This window comes from Streptomyces sp. NPDC026500, assembly GCF_055567635.1.
Genome location: NZ_JBVHQB010000003.1, coordinates 18,081 through 43,570 on the forward strand (window position 1 = coordinate 18,081; position 25,490 = coordinate 43,570).

The following is a 25,490-nucleotide window of genomic DNA, read 5'->3' on the forward strand; positions in this document are numbered from 1 at the left end:
GCCCCCGTGCCATGACGAGGCCCGTCGGCCCCGGCGCTGCGCAAGGCTATGGCCTGCCGGGGAATTTCGACAAGGGGTTAGGAAAGGGGGTGGAGGAAGTCCCCCACGAAGGCGTTCGTGAACGTGCCCGCCGGGTCGAGCTCGTCGACCAGCGCCCTGAACCCGGCCAGCCGCGGAGACCTTTCGCGCAGCACCGCCGGCGGCACGGTGAACACCTTGCCCCAGTGCGGCCGCGGCTCGAACGGCTCCAGCGCCCGCTCGACCCGCCGCACCACCGGCAGCACGGCCTCGGTGTCCTCGACCCAGGTGAAGTGCAGAGCCACGGTGTCCCGGCCGTACGCCGGACTCAGCCACTGGTCGTCGGCGGCCACGGTCCGCACCTCGCAGATCTGCAGCAGCGGCGCGATCGTCCCACGGATGGCGTCCAGGGCGTGCAGCGCGGCCAGGGCGTCCGAGCGCGCGAGCAGATACTCGGACTGCAACTCGGCCCCGCTGCTCGGGGTGAACTCGGCCCGGAAGTGCGGCAGTCGCTCGTGCCAGGGCCCCGGGACGCCCAGCTGCTCGGTGCAGTTGCGGGCGGGCATGCCCGGCACCGGGTGCATGGCCACGGTCGCGGGCGCCGCCCACGGGAAGTCGGGCAGCGGCTGGTCCGTGCGCCGCTTGAGCCACACCTGCCGGAAGCCGGGGTGCCCCCAGTCGGTGAACAGGCTCACGCTGTACGCCGAGGCCGCGACCTTCTCGAAGTCGAGCCCCTCCAACGGGAGTTCGGTGAACACATGCTGGCTCACCTCGAAGTCCGGCTCCAGGTCGAGGGTGAGCGCGGTGACCACACCGAGCGCTCCCAGCGAGGTCACGACGCCGCCGAAGCGCGCGTCGCCCCGGCCGATCGTCAGGGACGAGCCGTCCGCCGTGATCAGCTCGACCTCGCGCACGGCGGCGGCGAGCGACCCGTTCGTGACCCCGGACCCATGGGTGCCGGTGGCGACCGAGCCCGCCACGGAGATGTGCGGGAGGGAGGCCATGTTGTGCAGCGCGAACCCGTGCTCGTGCACCCGGCGGGCGAGTTCGGCGTACCGGACACCACCCGAGACCCGTACCGTACGGGCCGTCGTGTCGACGTCCATCGCGGGCGGCAGCGCGGTCAGCGACAGCAGGACGCCGTCCGCACCCGGTTCGGCGATCTCGTTGAACGAGTGCCCGCTGCCCAGCACCCGCACCCGGGAGCTGTCCGCGACGAGCGCGCGCAGCGCGTCGAGCGAGGAGGGCCGGTGCAGGTCCTTGGCCGCGTACGTGATGTTGCCGGCCCAGTTGGTCAGGGTCCGAGTCATCCTTGTCGTTTCTCCCCGGGAAGTCGCTGTACGTGGCCCGTGCGACGACCACCCGGGGAACGTACCTCGCCGGTCCGCCGAGGTGGCAGACCTGTCCCGTTGACCCTCTCACGTGGCGCGACCTACCGTAGAGAGCGGTTGCTGTCGTCGACGTCACCGAACCGGAAGGCCACCTCCTTGCCCGAGCGTCCTGTGGTGATGTCGTCCGAGCGTCCTGTGGCGATGTTCGCCATGACCGCCGAGAACGTGGCGCGGATCTTCCCTCCGGACGCACTCGCCCGGCTGCGCGAGCTCGTGGACATCGATCCCTCCTTGGCGGCAGGCGACTTCACCGATCCGCGGGTGCGCGCCCGTCTCGCCGACACCGAGATCCTGATCACCGGCTGGGGGTGCCCGGTACTCGACGCGGGCACGCTCGACGCGGCCCCGAAGCTGCGGGCCGTGCTGCACGCCGCCGGCTCCGTCAAGGGTTTCGCGACCCCGGCGGTGTGGGAGCGCGGGATCGTCGTGTCGTCGGCCGCCGCCGCGAACGCGTTGCCCGTCGCCGAGTACACGCTCGCCATGATCCTGCTCGCGGGCAAGGACGTCTTCGCCCACCGCGAACGCCTGCGCACCGAACGGACCTTCCCCTATGGAGAGATCCTCCCCGGCATCGGCAACTTCGGCCGCCGCGTCGGCATCGTGGGAGCCTCCCGCATCGGCAGGCGCCTCATCGAACTGCTCCGGCCCTTCGATCTGTCGGTGAGCCTCGCCGACCCCTACGTCGACGAGGCCGGGGCAGCCGCCCTCGGCGTCTCCCTACTGCCGCTCGACGCCCTGCTCGCCGACAGCGACATCGTCACGATCCATGCCCCGCAGACCCCGGAGACCCGGCATCTGATCGGCCGCCGCGAACTCGCCCTGATGCCGGCGGGCTCGGTCCTCGTCAACACCGCACGCGGCTCACTGGTCGATCACGACGCCCTCGTCGAGGCGCTGCGCGCGGAGCGGATCAGCGCGATCCTCGACGTCACGGACCCCGAGCCGCTCCCGGCCGACTCCCCGCTGCACGACCTCCCGAACGCCTTCGTCACCCCCCACCTGGCCGGCTCGCAGGGCAATGAGGTCGCCCGGCTCGGCTTCACCGTGCTGGACGAGGCCGAACGCCTGCTGTCGGGAGGGGAGCTTGCGTTCCGGATCGACCTGGAGGGCCTGGAACGGACCGCCTGAGCGGGGCCCCTGAGCGGGACCTTGAGGGCGCATGGGTGGGACCTTGAGCGGGGTGGTTGAGCGGGGTCTTGAGTGAGCCTCTGCGTGGGGTCCTTGAGCCGGGTGCTTGAGCGAGCGCCCGAGTGGGGCCTTTGAGCGGTCCCCTGACCGGGGCCCTTGAGCGAGCCGCCCAAGTAGGTGGCCTGCGCGGGAGGTCCGGACGGGTGGCCTGTTGGCCTGCACGGGCGGCCTGCACGGGCGGCCTGCGCGGATGGCCTGTACCGGTGGCCTGTGCGGGCCACCTCGCGGGCTCAGGCGCGCGGTCGACCACCCACGCCTTGCCCGGCAGCGACCTCACCCGGGGTTCACCCCGGGGCTCACCCGGCACGCTTCACACTGCGGGTCGTACGTCGTCGGCGGGAAGCCCCCGGCGGTCCGGCCGGGCGAAGAACGCTGCCGTCGTCGCCACGAACCGTTCCGGGTCGTCGAGCCACGGGAAGTGCCCGGCCCCGGGCTGGACGACCAGCTCGGCGTGCGGGAACAGCGCGGCGATCCCGGCCATCGCGGGAGGCGGGGAGTTCAGGTCGACCTCCCCGGCGAGCACCAGCACCGAAGACGCCAGGCGGGCGAGCGCCGCCCGGGTGGCGGCCGGTTCGAAGGCGCCGTCGGCGTAGCGGGCCGCGGCCTCGTGGTTCTTGTGCGCGTCCTCCGCGTCCCGGTGGGCCCACGCGGCCTCGTCCCAACGGCCGTACCAGAAAGGGGCGATGGCGCGGAACGCGTCGGCGTCCCCGTTTCCGGCGACGATCGCCTCCAGCGCCGCGAACGCCTCCGGGAACCACGGCTCGTCCCGGCGCAGCAGCGCCGTCGCCCGCCTGACCTCGGGAGCGATCTCGATCCCGACGGCGTGGACACTCGGGGTGATCAGCGCGAGCCGCGCGACGCGCTCCGGACGGCGCTGTGCGTAGAGCAGCGCCAGATTCGTCCCGGCGGAGTGCGCGAGCAGGTCCATCCGGTCGAGGCCGAGGTGCTCGCGCAGGGCCTCGACGTCGTCGACGAGCCGGTCGCAGCGGTACGAGGAGGGGTCCTCCGGGATCGCGGACCCGCCGGTCCCGCGCGGGTCCGCCATGATCAGCCGCCGGTGCGCGGACAGCCCGCCCAGATCCCCGAGGTACCCGCAGTCCTGCATCGGCCCGCCGGGCAGACACACCACCGGTGAGCCGTCCCCGAAGGTTTCGAAGGCCAGCTCGGTCCCGTCGTACGCGATGAAGGAAGGCATGGCCACGACTCTCGCAGCGGCGCCCGGACGGAGCAAACGAGATCCGGTGCTCCGGCGGGCGTCGCGCGGCGCGAGGGGACCCGGCACGGCCGATGTCCGAGCGGGGGCATACCGTGAGGAGTCGAACACGACAGACGAAGCAGATCGGGAGCGAGGAGAACGGGATGGGCAGCCGCACCGCGCTGGTCGAGGATCTGATGGAGCGGTTCCCGCACGTGCCGCGGGAAGCCGTCATCAAGGAGGACCTGCTCCGCGGGGGCGTGGCCTTCGACGCGTCCGCCCTCAGCGACAACGAGAGCGGCGAGGTCAAGCCGAAGTCGTACTTCATCTTCTCCTTCGACCACGGCACCCTGCCCGAGCTCGGCGAGGCCGCGCTCCGGCGCCCGCCCGAGGAGATCATCCTCACGGGTGGCCCGTACGACCTGCGGCGCACCGTCGTGTCCGTGCGCGTCAATCCCGCCTCGCCGTACCGCGTCGCCGCCGACGACGAGGGCGTCCTCGGGCTCTACCTCGACGGGAAGCGGATCTCCGACGTCGGGGTGCCGCCGATGCCCGAGTACTACCGGCACACCCTCTCGAACGGGAAGTCTGTGATGGAGGTGGCCCCGACGATCCAGTGGGGGTACCTCATCTACCTCACCGTCTTCCGCGTCTGCCAGTACTTCGGCGCCAAGGAGGAGTGCCAGTACTGCGACATCAACCACAACTGGCGCCAGCACAAGGCCGCCGGCCGCCCGTACACCGGCGTGAAGGACGTCGAGGAGGTCCTCGAGGCGCTGGAGATCATCGACCGCTACGACACCGCGAAGGCGTCGACGGCCTACACCCTCACGGGTGGCGCGATCACCAAGACGGTCGCCGGGCGCGACGAGGCCGACTTCTACGGGCACTACGCCAAGGCCATCGAGGAGCGGTTCCCGGGGCGGTGGATCGGCAAGGTGGTGGCCCAGGCGCTGCCGCGCGACGACGTGCAGCGGTTCAAGGACTACGGCGTGCAGATCTACCACCCCAACTACGAGGTGTGGGACCGCCGACTGTTCGAGCTGTACTGCCCCGGCAAGGAGCGCTACGTCGGCAGGGACGAGTGGCACAAGCGCATCCTCGACTCGGCCGGGATCTTCGGCGCGCGCAATGTGATCCCCAACTTCGTCGCGGGCGTGGAGATGGCCGAGCCCTTCGGCTTCACCACCGTCGACGAGGCCATCGCGTCGACGACCGAGGGGCTGCGCTTCTTCATGTCGCACGGCATCACGCCCCGCTTCACCACCTGGTGCCCCGAGCCGACCACGCCGCTGGGCAAGGCCAACCCGCACGGCGCGCCGCTGGAGTACCACATCCGTCTGCTGGAGGCCTACCGCGCCACGATGGACGACTTCGGTCTCAAGTCGCCGCCCGGATACGGCGAGCCCGGTCCCGGCCGGGCGGTCTTCTCCGTCAGCTCCTTCATGGACAGCCTTCCCGCGCAGGAGCCTGCCTCCCAGGTGTGACCAGCGCCCCAACGCGTACCCGCACGGCCCGGACGTCATCCGTACGTCCGGGCCGTACGCGTTTCACCGCGCCATTACAGCGCCCGTACCGCGTCGGTATCGCGCCCTGTACCGCGAGCAGCCCTGCCCGGGGAGTGGCAGGTCCTGTGAAAGTTGAAGCGAACGGCCCCTTCCGGTTCGCGTTCCGTACGACACTCGGGGCGACCGGAGCCGGTCGGTCCACCGGAGCCGGACGGGAAACCGGAGCCGGTCGGTCCAGTGGAGCCGGTCGTCCACCGGAGCCGGACGGTCCACCCCGTGATCGCGCCACCGCATGATGTGACTACGTCGCTTGTCAGTTGTGACGAAACCGTGAAAGGCTCTGGCCCGTTGTTGAAACCCCAACTCCAGCTGAAACAAGGCGAGTTGGGCGTTGTGTGACGTTGCACATGGAAGCAGTGGATGCAGGAGCCCCCCATGCCAGACCTGCCGACCCCCCAGGATGCCGCCGAGGCCGCACTGTTCTCGGAATGCTGGGACGCGGTCCTGTCGTACGCCGATCTGTGCACATCTGGCTCCGCCGCGGCCACGCAGTTGGCCACCGAGGCGTTCACCCATGGCATCCATGAGGCGCGCTCGGTCATGGCCCGCACGAAGAATACCGGCCGCAGAACCCCCCGGCTGCCCCGGATTCCCCTGCTGCTGAACTCGGTTCGGACCACCGCCGCCGCCTGGGAGGCGCACGGCCAGGGTCACCGGCTGGACCCCGACCTCAGACTCTGGCTCAACTCCGAGAAGGCCGCCCGCTACACGGGACCTCCGCTGCACCGCCCGATCGCGCTGCGGGGCTTGAGGGATCTTCAGGAACCCGACGCGGCACTGCTGTGGCTGGTCGAGGTGGAGGCGCTTCCGCTGCCCGCGGTGGCCCGGCGGCTAGGTCTCGACCCGGTGGCGGCGGCCGAGGAACTCGGCCAGGTGCGGACGCTGTTCAGGGACCGGTGCCATCGCAACCACCTCGACACGCCGATGGACGCGAACTGCCGCAGCTACTCCCGCCTTCTCGACGCGGTCACCCGCTCGCCGGGCGCCGAGACTCCCGAGGACCTCTCGCAGCATCTCTCCCGCTGCGTGGAGTGCGCGGAGGCCGCCGCCTGTCTGCGGCTGCACGGCGGCGGACTGCCCTCGGCGCTCGCGGGCGGGGTGATCGGCTGGGGCGGCCTCGCCTATCTGGAACGCAGACGCCGCGCCGCCGAAGCGGGGCTGGTGGGCGGGCGCACCGACGCGGCGGTCGACACCGGTATCGCCGAGGCCAAGGAGGCCGCGCCCAGGGTCGGCCGCACCGGACTGCTGGTCGCCGCCGTCATCGTCTCCGGCCTCGCGCTCACGGTCTCCCTGATGCCCTTCGGGGCCGGGAGCGACGGCGGCGTCGCCGCGCGCGGCGACTCTTCCGACCGTCAACCGGTGGCCGACCCGGGTGTGTCGTCCCCGCGGGCGACCACCCGTCCCGAGGGCGCGCTCGTCTCGCCCGAACCCGCGGAGCCCAGCGCCGACGCGGTCTCGAAACCCGACCCCGAACCGCAGGGCACGCCCTCGCGCTCGGCCCACACCCCCGGCAGCACTCCGGGCTCGAAGGACTCCACGAAACCCACGCACTCCACGAAGAGCCCCGCGTCCTGCGAGGTGAAGTACGACATCGTCGACCAGTGGACGGACGGCTTCCAGGCCACCGTCACCGTCACGTCCGCCGAAGCCCTCGACTCCTGGCAGATCGCCTGGACCTTCGACGACGGCCAACGGGTCACTCAGATGTGGGACGGCACAGTCGCCCAGAACGGCTCCCACGTGACCGCGACCGCCGCCGACTACAACAAGTCGGTCGCCGCGGGCGGTTCCTTCGCCGTCGGCTTCCTCGGCAGTTGGCACGACAGGAACGCGGCCCCGGACGCCTTCACCGTGAACGGCGGACGCTGTACGACCGCCCACTGACGACCTGCGCGAGCGCCGCGTCCGAAGTGGGCGTGCGACGAAGCTTACACGGTGCTCGCCGCGCAGGTGCCCGACCTCGCGGACGGTCGGCTGCGTCGGTGGCTGCGGGCAGCGGCGCAGCGTGACGGGCCGGTTCGTCGAGGACCGACCCGGGGACCCGTGGGCGGCGATGCCGCTGCCGGTCGGCGACGGTGTGCCGCGGCCGACCGGCAGAAGCGAACACGAGCAGCCCGGAGGAACCCGATGCGGACGACGGGATCCCCTACGTCGGCGACAGTTGGGCGCTCGGGGTGCGTTCAGGCGTGGGGGACCAGGTTCTCTTCCGTGCCGAGGTGGTCCATGCCGGTGTCGACGTACATCGTCGTCTCGCCGTCGGACCAGCGGACGACGAGGTCGTCGGTGCGGTGATCGCCGGTGAAACTGCCGGTGGTCATCACCGTGTTGTGGGTCCAGAGACCGTTGGGGTTCTGGACGCGTGCCTCGGTGCCCAGGGCGGAGACCGTGGTGCCGACGTAGTTGTCGAGTTCACCGTCCGACCACTGCACCATCAGGTCCCACTTCTGGTTGCCGGAGAACTCGCCGCTGGTGAGCAGTGTGGCTTTCTGCCAGGTGGAGTTGGGGTCCTTGAGCTTGTGCTCCTGTCCGAAGCTTCCCGCGCTCACGTTGGTGTAGAGCGTGAGTTCGCCGTCGGACCAGCGCACCATCAGGTCGGTGACGTAGGTGGAGGCGTTGAAGCGGCCCGCGGCGATCTGGGTGGCGTGCTGCCACGTCGGATTGGGGCCGATCATCCGGGTGCCGGCCCAGTTGAGCCCTTTGGCGCCGACGTCGCCGTAGAGCGTGACCTCACCGTCGGACCAGCGCACCATGAGGTCGAACTGGGTCGACCCGGTGAAGTCCCCCGCGGTGATGGTCTCCGCGTGGGTCCAGGTGGAGCTGGGAGCCAGCAACTGCCGTTCGGAGGTGAAGCGGCCGTTGGCGCCGTTGGTGTAGAGCGTCACCTCGCCGTCGGTCCATACCACGATCAGATCGCTGTGACCGGCGCCGTTGAAGTCGCCCGCGGCCATGAGCCTGGCGTGCTTCCAGGTCTCGCCATTGCCCATGGAGTAGGGCAGGGGCGGCTGGTGGTAAGCGCCATGGTCGGTGTGGCGGCCGTTCTGGGCGTCGTCGTAGAGCTGGAAGAACCGGTCGCCGTGCAGAGGGCTGTAGGTGATCCGGTTGTACAGCGGGTTGTCGGCGGGCACATCGGGGCCGCCTTTCAGGAAGCCACCCACATTGCCGATGATCTGGCCGGTGTCGCCCGAAGGGTCGAGCGAGGAGAACCACGGTCCACCGGAAACCCCGCCCCACATGCCGCCGCAGTCGATCTGCATCTGGTAGTAGGCCGGTAGCGGAGCCGTCGAGACGTCGGGGCAACGGAAGGCGCGGTCCTGCGGGTTGTGGCCGACCATCGGGTAGCCGATGACGGTCACCTTGTTGACGAACCCGGGCGTGCGAGCGAGGGTGTTGGCGCCTACGACGTCCTGGACCTCTCGGCCGTTGTCGGCCTTCAGGCTCCCGAAGGCGAAGTCCAGGTCGGAGTTGGGGCTTTTGTCCGAGGCGTACCGCGAGTCGCGGAACCACTCCTGAACCAGCCACATTCCGTACGGCTGGTCGGCTCCCGACTTGGTGTGGTCGTACTTGGGCACGAACACGGCCTTGTCGCCGACACAGTGCCCGGCGGTGAGGATGAGGTTGTGCCCCTTGCTGCGCACCACACTCGCCGTGCAGTAGTGGGCCTTCATGCCCTTGTCCGTGTTGAACAGCACGCCGACGGACTTGACGCCGTTGAAGTGTTCGCCGTCGATTCCGGCGGCGACGGACCGCTTCTTGCGCGGCGCCGTCCAGTCCCGTGGCTGGGCGATGCGGCCTGAGGGGTCGGTTGCCGAGGCCATGCGCTGGGGCGTCCAGAAACGGATGGCGTTCTGAACCGTCCAGTTGCCGTTGCCGTTGCCGTTGCCGTTGCTGGCCGGCGGCGGCGAGACGGACGTCGAGGACCCCGGCACGGTGTCGGTCTCGCCGGTGGGCGCCGGCGTGACCGTCGCGGGTCCGGTAGGTGCCGGAGTCGGTGTGGAGGCCTGGGCCACCGCGGCGTTTCCCAGCAGCAGCGCGGCACACAGGGCGGTGGCAGCCCCACGTCGTATTCGTAAGTAACGCAAGTACATCTACTCCAGGTAGGCACGCCGGACGGCATGGTGGGCGTCCGTGCGTGAGATTGACGGCCGTCACGAGAGCGAGGCCGGGTCTTCGCTTCCACGAAGTTCGATCCGCTGCTTCGGATTTCGAGTAGTGGTCGGCCCGCGGTGTCCGGCCGAGTCACGGACGACCGGCGGCCTCGGGCAGCGTCCGGCGCCGCGGCTCGCCCCGCGCCGGTCGCCGACGTTTTGGGCGTCGCAGGTTGACGGCGAACGTCGGCGCCGTGGACGGGGACCATCACGGGGCCGCCACCCGCGCGTTACGGCAGCCGAGGTGAGCCCATCTGGACGACGACCCCGCAGACCGCCGGGCGCAGATGTCGGCCGTGTGCGTCGGTCATCTCGATCGAGGCGCCGTAGTCGTCGCGAGCGGGGTGTGGTGGCCGCACATCGATGCCGGCGTCGTCGTCGGCCGGCAGGAAGCAGCTCCCGTGCGGGGAGGCGGACGTCTCGTAGAAGAGCGGGAATTCGATCCCGTGGCCGGGGTTCAGCACGTGCCGAACCCGCGTGGTCGCCTTCGGTTTCGACGAGACCGATGGCCCCTTCCCCGCGTGGACCTCGACATCCGGGTAGCCGTCGAAGGCGCAGGGCGTGGTGCCGGTGTTGATCGCGCTCAACAGGGCCGCGGGCGCGCTTCTCGGATTTCCGGCCAGACGCGTCAGTTTCCACCGCAGCTGCTGGGTTCCGCATCCGGCAGCCCGGTCTCCGCCTGCCGAGGCGGACGCGGTCGTCTGTGACGGTTCGGTGGTCGGCCGTGTGGCCCCGCGGTCGGCAGTACCACAGGCTGCAGCAGCCAGAACCACGGTCAGACTGATCGCTGAGACTGCCGCGGTCCGCCGTGCCATGAGAACTTCCCCCTGGCGAAGCCGTCCCTGCGAAGGCCGGGTGCCCCCACTCCTGCTTCCCCGACAGGGAGATGCGAGCGCGACCGAGCGGGTTCCCGCGGATGCTGATCAGTAAATCGATGGCGTCGTGGCTCGCGCACCTCTAGAGTCGGAGCCGTTCGAGCGGCTACCTCGGGTTGCCGCGGGTGATTCGGCTTGTTCGGGAGGTGTGACCGATGGCTGTCGTTGAGATGGGCGCTGCCCGCATCCGGAAGTTCATCAAGTCCACTTCCGTGGCCTCCGGCTGACCTCTTTCTCCTCCCGCGCGACGCGCGGTGCCGGGGCCACCCTTGTGAAGGGTCACCCCTTGTCTTTCTCTTCTCTCCCGGGTTCGTCCTCGTCCTCCGCGCATCCCCTCGTGCCGTACGGCTGGGATGCGGACTGGGAGGCCGAGTTCGCCCGCCATGCCGAGCAGGGTCTCCTGCCCGGCCGTGTCGTACGGGTCGACCGAGGCATGTGCGATGTCGTCACCCCCGTCGGTACCGTCCGTGCCGACACCGAGTTCGTCGTTCCTCGTGACCCGATGAAGGTCGTGTGCACGGGGGACTGGGTCGCGGTCGACCCTGAAGGCAGCGACCCGCGGTACGTACGGACGCTGCTGCCCCGCCGTACCGCCTTTGTGCGCTCGACCTCATCGAAGCGTTCCGAGGGCCAAGTGTTGGCCACCAACATCGATTACGCCGTCATCTGTGTGTCGCTCGCGGTCGAACTGGACCTCGGGCGGATCGAGCGGTTCCTCGCGCTTGCGATGTCCTGTTCGACGGGTGAGGCACTGCTGCACGAGTCGGCACTCTCCTGGGAGTCCGGCGCACAACCCGTGGTCGTCCTCACCAAGGCCGACCTGGTTCCGGAGGCGGCGACCCTCGGGCACCTCGTCCAGGACGTGGAGACCTCCGCGCCCGGCGTTCCCGTGCTCGCCGTCAGCTCCGCGACGGGGGCGGGGCTCGACATCCTCGAAGCGGTGCTCGCCGGTGGTACGGCCGTTCTGCTCGGGCAGTCCGGCGCGGGCAAGTCGACCCTGGCCAACGTGTTGCTGGGCGAGGACGTCATGGACGTACAGGCCATCCGCGACATGGACGGCAAGGGGCGGCACACCACGACGACCCGCAACCTCCTCGCGATGCCGGGCGGTGGTGTCCTCATCGACACCCCGGGGCTGCGCGGAGTCGGACTCTGGGACGCCGCGAGCGGGGTCGGGCAGGTGTTCTCCGAGATCGAGGAGTTCGCCGCGGACTGCCGCTTCCAGGACTGCGCCCATGTCGCCGAGCCCGGGTGCGCGGTGCTGGCGGCCGTCGACTCCGGCGAACTTCCGGACCGACGGCTGGAGAGCTACCGCAAGCTGCTCCGCGAGAACCAGCGGATCGTCGCCAAGACGGACGCGCGCGTCCGCGCCGAGATCCGCCGCGACTGGAAGCGGAAGGGGGCGGAGGGCCGCGCCGCGATGGAGGCCAAGCGCGGGCGCTGGTAGCCGCCGACGGGGTGGAGCGCCGCGCACTCCCGACGGCCCTCCACCCCGGTCCGCCGGGTTGCCGGACCGTCCGGGTCGCCCGCCCGCCCCGCCTGCCCGGTCCGCCGGGCGCCGGACTGCCCCGGCCTCCCGGTCCGGCGGGTTGCGGGACTGCCCCGGCCTCCCGGTCCGGCGGGTTGCGGGACTGCCCTGGTCGCCCGGTCCGGCGGGTTGGCCGGACTGTCCCGGCCGTCGGGCCGTCGGGTCCCCGGACCGCCCCGGCAGCCCGGACCGCCCGGAGCGTCCGACCGCCCGACCGCCCGACCGGGCCGTAGCGCCGTGTCCGATTTCCGCCAGCTCTGTCGTGGGGCCCGGGCCACACTGGAAGGGTGGACGACGAGGACACCAGGTACGAGGACACCAGGTACGAGGCCGTGCGGAGCCGGGACGCCCGGTTCGACGGGGAGTTCTTCTTCGCCGTGCGGACGACGGGGATCTACTGCAGACCCAGCTGCCCCGCGGTGACGCCGAAGCGGCGGAACGTGCGGTTCTACCCGACGGCCGCCGCCGCGCAGGGCTCGGGCTTCCGGGCCTGCCGCAGATGCCGCCCGGACGCCGTCCCGGGCTCCGCGGCCTGGAACGTACGGGCCGATGTCGTCGGCCGCGCCATGCGTCTGATCGGTGACGGCGTGGTGGACCGCGAGGGCGTCGGAGGCCTCGCCACGCGCCTTGGGTACAGCGCCCGCCAGGTCCAGCGGCAGCTGACGGCGGAGGTCGGCGCGGGTCCCGTCGCGCTGGCCAGGGCCCAGCGGGCGCACACCGCGCGGATCCTGCTCCAGACCACAGAACTCCCCATCACCCAGATCGCGTTCGCCGCAGGGTTCGCCAGCGTGCGCCAGTTCAACGACACGATCCGCACGGTCTACGCGTCGACACCGAGCGAGCTGCGTGCCGCGGCGCCGCGCACCGGCCCCGCCGCCCCGGGCGCGGCCGGCCCCACCGCGGGTGTCCCGCTCCGGCTCGCCTACCGGGGGCCCTACCAGTCCACCGCCGTCTTCGATCTGCTGGCGGCCGAGGCCGTCCCGGGTGTCGAGGCCGTCGGCGGCAGCCGTGGCGGCCGTACGTACCGGCGCACGCTCCGGCTGCCGTACGGCACGGGAATCGTGGCCGTCGAAGAGCGGCCGGCCACAGGCGCGGGCCGCCCCCGCTCCAGCGGGACGAGCAGCACCGCGCGAGCACCGGGCCCCACCGACGCCGCCCACCCCGGCGGCTGGCTCGACGCCCGGCTGCACCTCACCGATCTCCGGGACCTCACCACCGCCGTACAGCGGCTGAGGCGGCTGTTCGACCTCGACGCCGATCCGTACGCCGTCGACGAGCGGCTGGGAGCGGACGCGCGGCTGGGTCCGCTGGTCGCGGCGCGGCCTGGCCTGCGGTCGCCGGGCGCCGCCGATCCCGACGAACTGGCGGTGCGCGCGCTGGTCGGGGAGGCGGAGGCAGAGCGACTGGTGCTGCGGTACGGGAAGGCGCTGGACGCCCCGTACGACACGCTCACGCATCTCTTCCCCGAGGCCGCCGTGCTCGCGGAGGCGGAGCCGGACGGCCCGCTCGGCGCGCTGACCGCCGCCCTCGCCGACGGCACCCTGCGTCTCGACCCGGGCGCCGACCGCGAAGAGGCGCGAGCGGTGCTGCTCGCTCTGCCCGGCGTCGACGAGGGCACCGCCGCCGTCATCCGCACCCGGGCCCTCGGCGACCCGGACGTGGCACCGCCGGGCGCCAACGCCCCGGACACCTGGCGCCCGTGGCGCTCGTACGCCGTCCGACATCTGAGGGTGGCAGGGGAGTTGTAGCGGAACGGCGCGAGCCGGGCGGCGGGTTCACGGGGTGTCGGGCAGGTCCCCCTGAACCATCGCGTGCAGATGCTGGTCGTGCCGGCCGTCCTCGTGCAGCAGGGCGCCACGCATGGTGCCCTCCAGGGTGAACCCGGTCCTGGCCGCCACCCGGCAGGACGCCGGGTTCGCCACCGAGTGGCACAGCCGCAGCCGGTAGAGACCGAGGTCCTCCAGCGCCCATCGGCTGAGGCGCCGTACGGCCTCGGCGACGACGCCACCGCCACGGGCCTCGGGCAGGACCCAGTAGACGATCTCCGCACTGCCGTCCTCGAGGTCGATGTCGTTCCACCCGATGAGTCCGACGGCCCGCCCGTCCGCCGTTCGCACGACGGCCCAGATCGCGCCCGTCTCGGCCTGCCAGCGCTCGTGCATGCGTTCGATCCTGAGGCGCGCGGCCTCCGGGGACTCCACGCGCAGCAGGTTCCACTTGCGGATGGCCGGATCCTGGGCGGCGGTCACCAGGACGTCGGCGTCGGCGAGGCGCCAGGGGCGCAGCTCCAGGCCGTGCGCGAGGCCCAGCACGGGTTGCGGGCTACGGGCCATCCGACCTGCGCGAACGGTCGGCGGCAGAGGCGGGACGGTGATCATCGCGGCATCGTGCCACAGACGTTCGGCGGCACGACAGCCGATTCGCGGCCGGACCCGTTCAGTTCCGGGGCGGTTGCGGCTGTGGTTGCGGCTGTGGCGACGGGAGCAGGCGCGGCTCGATCCGATCCTCCACCGCCGTGTCCCCCTCGCGCCGGACGACGTACGCGCCCTTGCCCGGTATCTCCGCGACGGCCTCGACGAGTTCGGTGCCGCGGTAGACCAGGCCCACGCCGTCGTCGGTGCAGTGGGTGACGGGCAGGATGCCGTCGGCCACCAGGCGGTGTACGAGGGGGCGGCGGCCCGCGTCGCTGTCGTAGTGGACGCCGTTGCCGAACGGCAGATAGCCGAGTCCGTCGGTGAGCGGGCGCAGTTCGGGGCCGAAGGAGTCCGTCGTGCCGCCCCGGAACCAGCAGAGCGAACCGGCGCTCACCCCGCTGAGCACGACCCCGGCCTCCCACGCCCGGCGGAAGACCGTGTCGAGCCCGTGGACCCGCCACACGGCGAGCAGGTTCGCCGCCGAGCCGCCCATCACCCACACGACGTCCTGCGCGAGCACCGCGCCCTCGATGTCGTCGAGGTTCGGCATCGGGAAGAGGTGAAGGGGCGTGAGATCGAAGCCCGCCACCCGGGCCGCCTCGCTCATGCGCGTGGTGAAGTGCTCGGCGTCACCGATTGCCGTCCCGACGTACATGACGCGGGGTCGGCGCCCCTGGACGCCCGCCAGCTCCACGGCGTGGTGGACGAGCGCGTCGAACGTCACCCTGGTGCGGTCTCCGACACGGTGACCACCCGAGGTGGCCAGGATGGTGGGTTCCGAGGCGGTCATGGATCGCGACCCTACCAAGGCAGTCACATCGCGCGATCTTCAACAGCCCTGTCCACGCACCGAATCGGGTGGTCGACCCGTCACCTCGCCGAACCGCCGACCCGTCACCTCGTCAACCCGCCAATCCGTCACCTCGTCAACCCGGCCTGTCCGTACGGCCGCTCAGTCGTCGAGGCCCCAACTGTGGATCCGCCTCGGATGGATCCGGATCAGTTCCTCACTGAAGTGCGGCCCCAAGTCGTGTGCGCCGGTGAGGAGTTCCGCCTCTCCGCGGATGTCGATGCCGCGGACCTTCCACGGCTTGAGGCTGACGATGTCGTCGACGACCAGGGCGACCTTCGGGTTCTTCCGAAGGTTGCGCCACTTCTTCGTGGTGCCCATCGCGTAACCACCGATCAGGATCGTCCCGTCCTCCTGGGGGAAGAAGCCGACGGGGTTGGCCTGGGGCTGCCCGAGAGGGTCGACGGTGGCCAGCCGCCCCAGCCGCTGCGACCTCAGATACGCGCGCTCGGCTTCACTGAATTCGGTCATGACAGCAGCCAAACACGCCCCCGCCCCCGGCGCATCGGGTTCCGGATCCAGGACCGGGGGAGGAGGGGTCTCGTACCCCGTCCGGTTCAGTCCGGTCCGTTCGGGTGCGGCCGACGGTGTGACGGTGCGTTGTGGGGGGAGCACGCTCGGGGAAGCCATGGCCCCATGACCCGCGCGATCATGTTCCGGCGTCTCCTCGTCCCCCTGATGACCGCCCTGGTCCTCACCTCGCCAAGTGAGATCGCCGAAGCGCGGTCCACGCCCGGCCGCGTCGCCCCGAAGCCGGCCGGGACCTGGAGGGGCGCCTGGACAGGCACCTGGGAGGCCGCGGCCTCCGGTACCGTGCCCGCGCTGCCCGGCGCCTCGATCCGCAACGTCGTGCACACCAGCGTCGGCGGCAGGGCCGCTCGCGTCCGTATCTCCAACCGGCTCGGCACGAGACCGCTCCAACTCGGTTCCGTGGCACTGGCACTGCAGCGGCCCGGCGAGCCGAGGAGCCCCCGGGCCGTTGCGGGCTCCGTGCGCGCGGTCACCTTCGCCGGAGCCAGGTCGGTCACCGTACCCGCCGGCCGGGACCTGGTCAGCGACCCCGTCGCCCTGCCGGTCCCGGCCGACGCCAACCTCCTGGTCTCGGTGCACACCCCGGCCGACTCGGGCCCGGCGACCTACCACCGGTCCGCGCTCCACGCCAACTTCATCGCTCCCGGGGGCGATCGGACCGCCGAGGAGAGCGGCGCCGCCTACACCACCATCGTCGACAGCTGGTACTACGTGACCGGCGTCGACGTGCTCGGCGCTTCGGCCGCGGGCAGTGTGGTCACGCTCGGCGACTCGATCACCGACGGCACCGGCTCCTCGTCGGACGCCAACCACCGCTGGCCCGACCGGCTCGCCGCCCGGCTGCGCGGCCTTCCCGCGCACCGCAGGCCCGGCGTCCTCAACGCGGGCATCGCCGGGAACCGCGTCCTGCTCGACGACCGGGGCCCGAGCGCTCTGACACGCCTGGACGCCGACGTCTTCTCCCGCGCGGGCGTCCGCACGATGATCGTGCTGGAGGGCATCAACGACATCAAGGGAACACCGGAGCAGAAGGACCCCCGCGCCCTGGAGAACGCCTACCGGCTCGTCGTGCGCCGCGCCCACGCGCGCGGCATCCGGGTCATCGGCGCCACGATCACCCCGTACGGCGGTCATGTCGCGTACACCCCGGCACGGGAAGCCGTGCGGCAGGCGGTCAACGCCGCCATCCGTACGCACCGGATCTTCGACGGGGTCGCGGACTTCGACGCCATGGTCCGGGACCCGGCGCGCCCGAGCCGTATCCTCCCCGCCTACGACCCCGGCGACCACCTGCACTTCAACGACGTCGGCATGCGCGCGCTGGCCGACGCGATCGATCTGCGTTCCCTCGTATGGAAGACGTACGCGCGCCTGCCCTGATCGGCGGAGGCCCGGACACGTGTCCCCGCCGCCGGCTCAGCCCCAGATCACCGCGCCCAGCCACGCGCCCAGGATCAACAGGCAGGCGAAGAGTTCCGTGAGCACGCTCCAGCCGCCCGCCCGCATCGCGGTCCGTACCGAGGCCTTCGCCGGCCCGTGCCCGCCGAGGCGCAGCCGCTCGCTGAGGTAGATCCCGCCGATGAAACCGACGACGGCGCCGACCACCGGCACCAGGAAGAAACCGAGGATCGCCCCGCCACCTGCGTACACCGCCATCCGGGGGGTCGCGCCGCTCTCACGCAGCCGTCGCGGCGGCAGCATCCAGCGGATCGCCTGGGCGAGCAGCAGGACCGCGGTCGCCCCGACGAGCACGGCCCAGGACAGGGTCTGCGGGTAATCCAGCGCCCACCACAGGATTGCGGCCCAGACGAGCCACGACCCCGGCAGACCGGGCACCAGTACTCCGACCAGGCCGAGCAGAATCACCACGCCGACCAGCAGGAGTTCCCACACTCCCATCTGCCCAGCCTGCCCGAGCGGGCGGGAAACCGCAGGTCAGTCCCGCGCCACCCAGCCGCGCTCGTACGCGTGCCAGCCCAGTTGCAGCCGGGTCGTCACGCCTGTCAGCTCCATCAGACGCTTGACCCGGCGCTGTACGGTCCTGAGGCCCAGGTCGAGCTGTTTGGCGACGCTCGCGTCGGTGAGCCCCGCGAGGAGGAGGGAGAGGATCTCCAAGTCGGTGCCGTCCGGGCCGTCCGGTTCCTGCTCCAGCACGCCCCGGCTGCCCAGCCGCAGCGGCAGCGCGTCCCGCCACACCGACTGGAACAGCCCCGACAGCAGCTCCAGGAGTCCGCTGGCGTGCACGACCAGCGCGGCCGGCTCCGCGGTGTGCGAGGTGAGCGGCACCATCGCGAGCGCCCGGTCGGCGATCACCAGCTTGGTCGGCACCTGGTCCACGACCCGCACCTGCTCGTCGCGGCCGAGCGCGGCGGACAGCTCGGTGATCCCGTTGGGCTGGTCGAGGACGGACCGCTCGACGACCACGCGGTAACCGACACCCCGGCCCGCGGCCTGCTCCTCGGCGTCGTTGTCCGCGCCGGAGACCACCATCGGGGTCCCGGTGACCAGCGCGCACACCTCCTCGCTGGCGCCCAGCTGGAGCTGGAGGAACCGCTGCGAGACCGCCGCCGCGCCGATCACCACCTCGACCAGGTCGTGCACGGCCGGCTCGCCGGCCGCGCCCCGGTACTCCTCGGCCAGCAGAGCGGCCGCCAGTTCCGCCTTCTCCAGCTCGTGGCGCTGCTGGGTGAGCAGCGCGCCGAGGGCGACTCCCGGCGGCGCGGCGACCCAGCGTCCGGGCCGTGCCGAGGACTGGGCGGCGAGACCGTGCCGCTCCAGCCGGCGCAGCGCGCGCTCCGTCTCGTACTCGCCGAGCGTGAGCCGACGCGCGAGATCGGGCACCTCGGCGGCGCCCACGGACACCAGCGCGCGGTACGCCGACTCGTGAGTCTCGTCCAGACCTATCGCTCCCAGCATGCGGCGATGTCCCTCCCGTGGATGCGTTCCGGCCGGTCGGCGGAGCCGTGGCGGAAATCGGCCACGGCACAAACCCGCCACGGCACATCATCGCCGTACCCCCCGCCCCTCTGACAAGCTCACGTCACCGCGGCATCAACCACCGTCCGTAATACCCCGCTTGGGCTCGGCCTGCGTGACATCGGCTGTACCTGCTCGCGGACCACGGCCGTTCCGGTTCGCGGAAGTGGGCGAACCAGCCCTGGGACATGGGACTTTGAGGAGAGGTATCTCGCGTACGGCCGGGTGGACCACCGGAGTGGACGGCTTGGCCGGCGCGGCGCGGCGTGACGGGCCGTGGACCGTGACCGTCGATCACGGGGCCGGCGTTGGCGGCCAAGTCGGATTCGGTGCCGAACCCAAGGTCGAACCCGGTGCCGAACCCAAGGTCCAACTCAGCGCCGAACCGGCCGACGCCAAAGGCGATTCGGTCATCCGGGCCGTGATCCGGGCCTGTCCACGACGTGCGTCGGGCCCCGGTCACCCAGGCGCCGCCGGGCGGTTCTCCCGTGGGGGGTGGGACCGCCCGGCGGTCAGGTGTTCGCACGTTTCGGTGCGCATTCCTGTTCGACGATTCACTCGGCACGCCGTTCGACGGGCTGCACCTTGGCCGGTTTTTCCGGATGCCCCGTTTTCAACCGGCTGTCTCGGTGGACAATCGGGAGCATGAGCCAGCAGGGGGAGAAGCCCACCGGTCACGAGGACGACTGGTGGAGGCAGTTGTACGACGACTCCACCGAGGACACGGGGCCCGCGGCCGTGGCCGATTCCCTCGACGACCGGTTCGCGTCGGCGTCGGGGACGGTCGGGGGCGGGCTCGATCCGGGGCGGGAATCCGGGTCGGAGACGCGGCGCGCATCGGAACCATCGGAACCGGGGCCCCCGTCCGATGCGAGGTCCGCCTCGGATCCGACGTCCGTGCCGGATACGGCGTCCGTGCCGGATTCGGAGACCGCCCTGGGGCGTGGCTCCGTCCGGCGGTCCGACGCACGCGGGCTCGACGGTCCGCCGCGCCCGGAGCAGCCGCCCGCCGTGCCGGGGTCGTCGTCTCCCGAGACGGGGAAGCAGCCTCCCCCGCTGCCGAGGCAGCCACCGGCCGTATCGGGAGGGCGCGGTGGCCCCTCGGCCTCCGCTGTCCGGCCCGACGCGACCCCGCACGACGAGACGGTGTCGCGGCCCGGCCGGTGGGAGCGCGGCCCGGTGCCGGGGCCCGGTGCCGACACGGGTCCGCCCGGCCGCGGCGGAGCCTCTTCGGAGCCGCCCTCCTGGGAGCCCACCTCCTGGGAGCCCACGCCTTGGGAACCCCCGTCCTGGGAGCTCCCGCCCCCCGGCCCGGCCCAGGCCGTTCCCGCACCCTTCCCGCCCGGCCCGAAACCGCCGGGGTTCACCGCGCAGGAGCCCGGCCCGGACGCGTCCAGGGACACCCGGAGCGACACGTACCCGGAGCCTCCCGCGGCGCAGGTGCCCGCGTCGAGGGCGCCGTCGGACGTGCCGCCGAAACCCGTGTCGGCTCCCGCCCCACTCCCGGGCGCGGCGCCCCGCGACCCCGCAGCGGCCGCGCTGCCCAGCACCACCGGGGGCTTCCGGACACCACCGCCCGAGTCGGCCCCCGAGGACATGCCCGCGGGCGAGCCCCGGGAGACCGTCCTCTCCGTCGTCCCGGCGCCGCCCTCCGTCGGCCACGTCGGCTCCGGCCCGCCCACCTACGACCCCGAACCGACCGCGCTGCCGCCCGCCGAGCCGGACGAACTCGGTGACCTGGTCGCCGACACCGTGCTGGACGGCGCACGGTACGGAACGAGCACCCTGCGGGCCGTGTCCGTACGCGGGGACTCCGCGCGGTTCCGGGGCGAGCCGCGCCGGGACGCGCTGCTCACCGCCCGGTTCGGAACGGGCGAGCAGGCGCTCGTGCTGGTGGCGATGGCGACCGGCGCCCGCGCCACACCGGGCGCGCACCGGGCCGCGGCGGAGGCGTGCCAGTGGATCGGACAGGCTGTCGGGCGCAGTCACGCGCGGCTGGCCGACGACATCCGGGCCGCCCGGCGCGGCGACCTGAAGTCCGGGCTGCACCGGCTCACCGACCGCAGCCTCGGCAAACTGCGGGCGAGCGCGGCGGAGCAGGGCGTCGAACCCGAGGAGTACACCGCGGGCCTGCGCTGTCTGCTGCTGCCCGCCGATCCCGAGTGCCGTACCCGGGTCTTCTTCGGCGTCGGCGCGGGCGGTCTGTTCCGGCTGCGGGACGGCGAGTGGCAGGACATCGAACCGCGGGTCGCCGACACCACCGGGGAGCCCGTCGTCGGCTTCGGATCGCCGCCCCACGAGACCCCCGAGGGCGACCGGCTCACCATGGACCTGGGTATCACGACGCCCCCGAGCCCGTACGAACCCGCCCCCCGGCCGCCGCACGCCCCCTTCCGGTTCCGGGCCTCCGTCGCCCGCCCGGGTGACACGCTCCTCCTCTGTACGGGCGGCCTGGCCGAGCCGCTGCGCGGCGAACCCGAGCTGGCCGAGTACCTGACGACACGGTGGTCGGCGGGGGAGCCGCCCGGCCTCGCCGCGTTCCTCGCGGACAGCCTGGTGCGGGTCAAGGGGTACGCCGACGACCGGACGGCCGCCGCCGTGTGGGAGGCGTAAGTGCGCAGGGTGTGAATTGATGGAACCGAGGGACGAGCCGAAGGACCAGGGGGACCCGGGACCACCCGAGGGCATCGAGGATCACGAAGAGGTGCGTGCAGCATGGCCAAGCAGAACGTCGCCGAGCAGTTCGTCGACATCCTGGTCCGCGCCGGCGTCAAGCGGCTGTACGGAGTCGTGGGCGACAGCCTCAACCCGGTCGTGGACGCGATCCGGCGCAACGCGGCCATCGACTGGATCCAGGTCCGCCACGAGGAGACCGCCGCCTTCGCCGCGAGCGCCGAGGCCCAGATCACCGGCAAGCTCGCGGCCTGCGCCGGCTCCTGCGGCCCGGGCAACCTCCACCTCATCAACGGCCTGTACGACGCGCACCGCTCGATGGCCCCGGTACTGGCCCTCGCCTCGCAGATTCCCTCCAGCGAGATCGGCCTCGGCTACTTCCAGGAGACCCATCCCGACCAGCTCTTCCGCGAGTGCAGTCACTACAGCGAACTCATCTCCAGTCCCAAACAGATGCCGCGGCTGCTCCAGACCGCCATTCAGCACGCGGTGGGCCAGTCCGGTGTCAGCGTGGTCTCGCTGCCCGGCGACATCGCCTCCGAGCCCGCCCCGGACAAGACCGTCGAGACGGCCCTCGTCACCTCCCGGCCCAGCGTCCGGCCCGGCGACACAGAGATCGACAAGCTCGTCGCGGTGATCGACGAGGCGGAGAAGGTCACGCTGTTCTGCGGCAGCGGCACGGCGGGCGCGCACGCCGAGGTCATGCAGTTCGCCGAGAAGATCAAGTCTCCGGTAGGGCACGCGCTGCGCGGCAAGGAATGGATCCAGTACGACAACCCGTTCGACGTCGGCATGAGCGGGCTCCTCGGCTACGGCGCGGCCTACGAGGCGACCCATGAGTGCGACCTCCTCATCCTGCTGGGCACCGACTTCCCGTACAACGCCTTCCTCCCCGACGACGTCAAGATCGTTCAGGTCGACGTGCGGCCCGAGCACTTGGGGCGCCGGTCGAAGCTGGACCTGGCGGTGTGGGGCGATGTGAGGGAGACACTGCGCTGTCTGATCCCGCGGGTGCGGCCCAAGGGCAATAGGCGCTTTCTCGACAAAATGCTGAAGAAACACGCGGACGCCCTCGAAGGGGTCGTCAAGGCGTACACCCGCAAGGTCGACAGGCACGTCCCGATCCATCCCGAGTACGTCGCCTCCGTGCTCGACGAACTCGCCGACGAGGACGCGGTGTTCACCGTTGATACCGGGATGTGCAACGTCTGGGCCGCCCGTTACATCTCGCCCAACGGCAGCCGCCGCGTGATCGGTTCGTTCTCGCACGGGTCGATGGCGAACGCGCTGCCGATGGCGATCGGCGCCCAGTTCACCGACCGGAAGCGGCAGGTCGTGTCGATGTCCGGCGACGGCGGATTCTCCATGCTGATGGGCGACTTCCTCACCCTCGTGCAGTACGACCTGCCGGTGAAGGTCGTTCTCTTCAACAACTCGTCCCTCGGGATGGTCGAGTTGGAGATGCTGGTCGCCGGGCTGCCCTCCTACGGCACCACCAACAAGAACCCGGACTTCGCGGCGGTGGCCCGCGCGTGCGGGGCGTACGGCATCCGGGTCGAGAAGCCCAAGCAACTCGCCGGCTCCCTCAAGGACGCCTTCCGCCACAAGGGCCCGGCCCTCGTCGACATCGTCACCGACCCGAACGCGCTGTCCATCCCGCCGAAGATCAGCGCGGACATGGTGACGGGCTTCGCGCTCTCGGCGTCCAAGATCGTGCTGGACGGCGGCGTCGGTCGCATGGTGCAGCTGGCCCGCTCCAACCTGCGCAACGTGCCCCGCCCGTAAGGGCGTCGGCCCCGTGCGCCGATGGCCCCGCTCAGTCCGTGAGGGTCCAGCCGCCACTCGCGTACCAATAGTGCGGCAGGCCCTCGGTGCCGCTGGTGCGGAACGGGACGCCGTGGTCGTCGATGCGCTCGGTGCCGGCGCGGCCCTGCGAGGACCAGTCGAGCTCCAGATACCAGCGGCAGTCGCAGCCGACGGTCCGGGCGTCGACCATCAGCACCTCGGGATCCGTCACGGACACCCGGTAGGGCATGTGCATCGCCGGAGCGTTCGTTGCGCCGTCCCAGCCCGGGACCGAGCGGGCGATCGGCCGGTTCCTGTCCAGATCCACGCTGAACGAGCGGGGGGCCATGTCGCCGCCGCAGCCCTGGCCCGTGGAATAGACGTTGCCCTTCACCGGGGCGTCCCGTCCCACGACGCGGACCCGCAGCGCCTCCAGGACGACGGCCGCGTCCGTCCGCCCCTGCACGGAGACGTCCACGAGTGTCTGGCCGCCGTGGACCGCGTTCTGTGTCCGCGCCCACGGGGAGGCGTCCTGCGGGGCCGGGGGCGGCGGCACCTGCTGGGGTGCCTTGTCGATGACGTAGTCGTGATCGCAACCGGTCGCCCAGCGATGGGAGTTCGCGGTCCAGGTGAGGGGCGGGACGGCGGAGCCGGCCGCGGGGGAGGGGCTCGCGGACGGGTCCGGCGAGGCGTCTCGCGTGCCGGACGCCTTCGGGGACGGCGTGCCGGACGGCCGGCCGCGCGGGGTGGAGGGGACGGCGGACGGTGTCGCGGAGCCGCTCCGCGCGCCCGTCGTCCTCGCGGTCTTCGTGCCGGACGCCTGGTCGTCGCCGGTGGCCGAGGAGTGCCCGGACGGCAGGGCGGACAGGCTGGCCAGGGTGGCGATCAGCGCGGTCACGACAGCCGCGGCGACGGCGACACGGCGTCGATACCAGGGCTTTCGCGGTGTGGGGCATGACGCCGCGCCATGCTCGGACGGCGAGCCGGGGAGGCTCTCCGCGGAGGCCGTTCGGGGACCGGGCGAGGCGGCGGGCGCTGCCGCGTGCACGGAGGCGGCAGCCGCCTTCGGGACGGAGTCCGCGGCCGTGGCCCAGTGGGAGCCGGCGGCCGTCGCCGAGACCGAACCGGTGGCCGTTTCCGGGACGGAGTGGTCGGCCGTCGCCGAGTTGGAGTCGGCCGCCGGCTCCGGTCCGTTGCCGTCAGCTGTCGCCGGAACGGGGCCCACGGTCGGCTCGGTCACCGGTTCGGCCGTTCCTTCCGTCGTGGGGCCCGCGCCCGCCGACAGGGCTCCGGCGACTCCCGCCACGGACTCGGTCCCCGTCGGTGTCCGGGACCGCTGCCGTGCCGCCACCGCCAGGATCCACCGCCGGTGCAGCTCGATCCGTTCGGCCGGGCCGGCCTCGCACAACGCGGCGAACCGCTCCACGGGTGCGAAGCCGAGCGGCACCGCCTCCCCCGCGCAGTACCGGTGCAGCGTCGAGGCGTTCATGTTCAGCCGACGCGCGAGTGCGGCGTAACTGCGGTCCGTGCGCGCCTTCAGGCGCCGCAGCAGCGCCGCGAACTCCTCCACGTCGTCCTGGGATGACACCGGTTCTCCCCGCTTCGCGTCCCAGGACGGCATCCCAGGCACTCCCCGTAAGGAGAGGTCAGTGGGCCTGGGACGGTTCCACCGTTGCGGATGGCGCGCCGTCCGTTGTGCCCGGACCGAGGGGCCGCCGATGCTCTTGGTGTCGCCGGAGCGGCCTCCGCACCACGGATGCCGAGGGGGTCACCCCGCACAGCGCGACACACTTCCGCACCGACCGAATCCGGGGAAGCACACTGATGAACAGCAACACGACCGCCCGCAAGCACGTCCGCCGCACCGCCCTGATCGCCGGCCTCGTCGCCGCCGTGGCCCTGCCGCTCGGGCTCACCGCCTCGGCACAGGCGACCACGGGAGGGACGGCCACGGGCGCCGCGGCGCAGCGGACGGTGAGCGGCACGGCGTCCGACAACGTGACCCGCGTCGCCGACTTCTACGGCGCCTACATCGACGCCCAGAGCGACCCGGACCACGGCGGCCGGCTCGCCACCGAACTCCGGAAGTACTACATCAAGGCCGACGCACTGCGTGCGTTGACGGCCTGGGAGAACCGCAATCACGCGGACGGCGTCCTGCGTGCCCAGAACGTCCCGGGGAAGTGGACGGTGAAGGACGCCGGCGCGGCCGGCCACACGAAGGTCGATGTCACCCTCACCTGGGGCGGCGGGCAGACCACCAAGCTCGTCGTCGGCCTGGACCGCAGCCACAGGATCATCCGCATCGACGGCAACTGACGCCGCCCGTCCTGCGGGGCCAGGGGGCCGGGTA

The 25,490-nt window shown here is 71.9% G+C and carries 19 protein-coding genes; 9 read left to right on the forward strand and 10 right to left on the reverse strand.

Annotated elements, in window-relative coordinates:
- Positions 1-77: 77 nt before the first annotated feature.
- Positions 78-1,328 (reverse strand): FAD-binding protein, encoded by a 1,251-nt coding sequence (locus tag ACZ4N5_RS05995; protein ID WP_467755907.1) that lies wholly within the window; start codon positions 1,326-1,328, stop codon positions 78-80.
- A 231-nt stretch (positions 1,329-1,559) separates the two neighbouring features.
- Here ACZ4N5_RS05995 and ACZ4N5_RS06000 point away from each other — a divergent pair, with 231 nt between their 5' ends.
- Positions 1,560-2,537 carry a hydroxyacid dehydrogenase gene (locus ACZ4N5_RS06000; RefSeq protein ID WP_467755908.1) on the forward strand — a complete coding sequence of 326 codons (978 nt, stop codon included), beginning with the start codon at positions 1,560-1,562 and terminating at the stop codon, positions 2,535-2,537.
- A 370-nt stretch (positions 2,538-2,907) separates the two neighbouring features.
- On the opposite strand, the gene ACZ4N5_RS06005 is transcribed toward ACZ4N5_RS06000, so the two are convergent.
- Positions 2,908-3,792, reverse strand: coding sequence for an alpha/beta fold hydrolase (locus tag ACZ4N5_RS06005; RefSeq protein WP_467755909.1), 885 nt, complete (start codon positions 3,790-3,792; stop codon positions 2,908-2,910).
- Between the two features lie 164 nt (positions 3,793-3,956).
- On the opposite strand from ACZ4N5_RS06005, the gene ACZ4N5_RS06010 reads away from it, so the two are divergent.
- Together ACZ4N5_RS06010 and ACZ4N5_RS06015 are read left to right on the forward strand one after the other, a co-directional pair.
- A complete protein-coding gene (locus ACZ4N5_RS06010; protein WP_467755910.1) occupies positions 3,957-5,279 on the forward strand; it encodes a radical SAM protein in 1,323 nt (440 codons plus the stop codon).
- Between the two features lie 456 nt (positions 5,280-5,735).
- The gene (locus ACZ4N5_RS06015) at positions 5,736-7,244 is read left to right on the forward strand and encodes a cellulose binding domain-containing protein (RefSeq protein ID WP_467755911.1); all 1,509 of its coding nucleotides are present in this window, start codon (positions 5,736-5,738) and stop codon (positions 7,242-7,244) included.
- 296 nt (positions 7,245-7,540) lie between these two features.
- Here the strand turns inward: ACZ4N5_RS06015 and ACZ4N5_RS06020 are convergent, their stop codons facing one another.
- Positions 7,541-9,439, reverse strand: a complete 1,899-nt coding sequence (locus ACZ4N5_RS06020) for a trypsin-like serine peptidase (protein WP_467755912.1) — start codon at positions 9,437-9,439, stop codon at positions 7,541-7,543.
- Positions 9,440-9,735: 296 nt separating this feature from the next.
- Positions 9,736-10,320, reverse strand: a complete 585-nt coding sequence (locus tag ACZ4N5_RS06025) for a DUF4232 domain-containing protein (protein ID WP_467755913.1) — start codon at positions 10,318-10,320, stop codon at positions 9,736-9,738.
- 346 nt (positions 10,321-10,666) lie between these two features.
- Between ACZ4N5_RS06025 and rsgA the strand changes: the two genes are divergently transcribed.
- Together rsgA and ACZ4N5_RS06035 are read left to right on the forward strand one after the other, a co-directional pair.
- Entirely contained in the window at positions 10,667-11,827 is a 1,161-nt protein-coding gene (gene rsgA, locus ACZ4N5_RS06030) for a ribosome small subunit-dependent GTPase A (RefSeq protein WP_467755914.1), read from the forward strand.
- A 368-nt stretch (positions 11,828-12,195) separates the two neighbouring features.
- Positions 12,196-13,656 carry a DNA-3-methyladenine glycosylase 2 family protein gene (locus tag ACZ4N5_RS06035; RefSeq protein WP_467755915.1) on the forward strand — a complete coding sequence of 487 codons (1,461 nt, stop codon included), beginning with the start codon at positions 12,196-12,198 and terminating at the stop codon, positions 13,654-13,656.
- Positions 13,657-13,683: 27 nt separating this feature from the next.
- Here ACZ4N5_RS06035 and ACZ4N5_RS06040 read toward each other — a convergent pair whose 3' ends face one another.
- The 3 genes from ACZ4N5_RS06040 to ACZ4N5_RS06050 all read right to left on the reverse strand — a co-directional run bounded on the left by ACZ4N5_RS06040 (position 13,684) and on the right by ACZ4N5_RS06050 (position 15,643).
- Positions 13,684-14,241 carry a GNAT family N-acetyltransferase gene (locus ACZ4N5_RS06040; protein WP_467755916.1) on the reverse strand — a complete coding sequence of 186 codons (558 nt, stop codon included), beginning with the start codon at positions 14,239-14,241 and terminating at the stop codon, positions 13,684-13,686.
- Between the two features lie 103 nt (positions 14,242-14,344).
- Positions 14,345-15,112, reverse strand: coding sequence for a Type 1 glutamine amidotransferase-like domain-containing protein (locus tag ACZ4N5_RS06045; RefSeq protein ID WP_467755917.1), 768 nt, complete (start codon positions 15,110-15,112; stop codon positions 14,345-14,347).
- A gap of 162 nt (positions 15,113-15,274) precedes the next feature.
- Positions 15,275-15,643, reverse strand: coding sequence for a PPOX class F420-dependent oxidoreductase (locus tag ACZ4N5_RS06050; RefSeq protein ID WP_328552780.1), 369 nt, complete (start codon positions 15,641-15,643; stop codon positions 15,275-15,277).
- Positions 15,644-15,808: 165 nt separating this feature from the next.
- Between ACZ4N5_RS06050 and ACZ4N5_RS06055 the strand changes: the two genes are divergently transcribed.
- Entirely contained in the window at positions 15,809-17,083 is a 1,275-nt protein-coding gene (locus ACZ4N5_RS06055; protein ID WP_467755918.1) for an SGNH/GDSL hydrolase family protein, read from the forward strand.
- Positions 17,084-17,119: 36 nt separating this feature from the next.
- Here ACZ4N5_RS06055 and ACZ4N5_RS06060 read toward each other — a convergent pair whose 3' ends face one another.
- Both ACZ4N5_RS06060 and ACZ4N5_RS06065 read right to left on the reverse strand, forming a co-directional pair.
- Positions 17,120-17,602 carry a DUF456 domain-containing protein gene (locus ACZ4N5_RS06060; protein ID WP_467755919.1) on the reverse strand — a complete coding sequence of 161 codons (483 nt, stop codon included), beginning with the start codon at positions 17,600-17,602 and terminating at the stop codon, positions 17,120-17,122.
- A gap of 36 nt (positions 17,603-17,638) precedes the next feature.
- Positions 17,639-18,619, reverse strand: coding sequence for a helix-turn-helix domain-containing protein (locus tag ACZ4N5_RS06065; RefSeq protein WP_467755920.1), 981 nt, complete (start codon positions 18,617-18,619; stop codon positions 17,639-17,641).
- A 705-nt stretch (positions 18,620-19,324) separates the two neighbouring features.
- Here ACZ4N5_RS06065 and ACZ4N5_RS06070 point away from each other — a divergent pair.
- Positions 19,325-21,292, forward strand: coding sequence for a protein phosphatase 2C domain-containing protein (locus ACZ4N5_RS06070; RefSeq protein ID WP_467755921.1), 1,968 nt, complete (start codon positions 19,325-19,327; stop codon positions 21,290-21,292).
- 102 nt (positions 21,293-21,394) lie between these two features.
- Positions 21,395-23,137 carry a pyruvate dehydrogenase gene (locus tag ACZ4N5_RS06075; RefSeq protein WP_467755922.1) on the forward strand — a complete coding sequence of 581 codons (1,743 nt, stop codon included), beginning with the start codon at positions 21,395-21,397 and terminating at the stop codon, positions 23,135-23,137.
- Positions 23,138-23,168: 31 nt separating this feature from the next.
- On the opposite strand, the gene ACZ4N5_RS06080 is transcribed toward ACZ4N5_RS06075, so the two are convergent.
- The gene (locus tag ACZ4N5_RS06080; protein ID WP_467755923.1) at positions 23,169-24,725 is read right to left on the reverse strand and encodes a helix-turn-helix domain-containing protein; all 1,557 of its coding nucleotides are present in this window, start codon (positions 24,723-24,725) and stop codon (positions 23,169-23,171) included.
- 236 nt (positions 24,726-24,961) lie between these two features.
- On the opposite strand from ACZ4N5_RS06080, the gene ACZ4N5_RS06085 reads away from it, so the two are divergent.
- A complete protein-coding gene (locus ACZ4N5_RS06085; RefSeq protein WP_467755924.1) occupies positions 24,962-25,456 on the forward strand; it encodes a hypothetical protein in 495 nt (164 codons plus the stop codon).
- Positions 25,457-25,490: the final 34 nt, after the last annotated feature.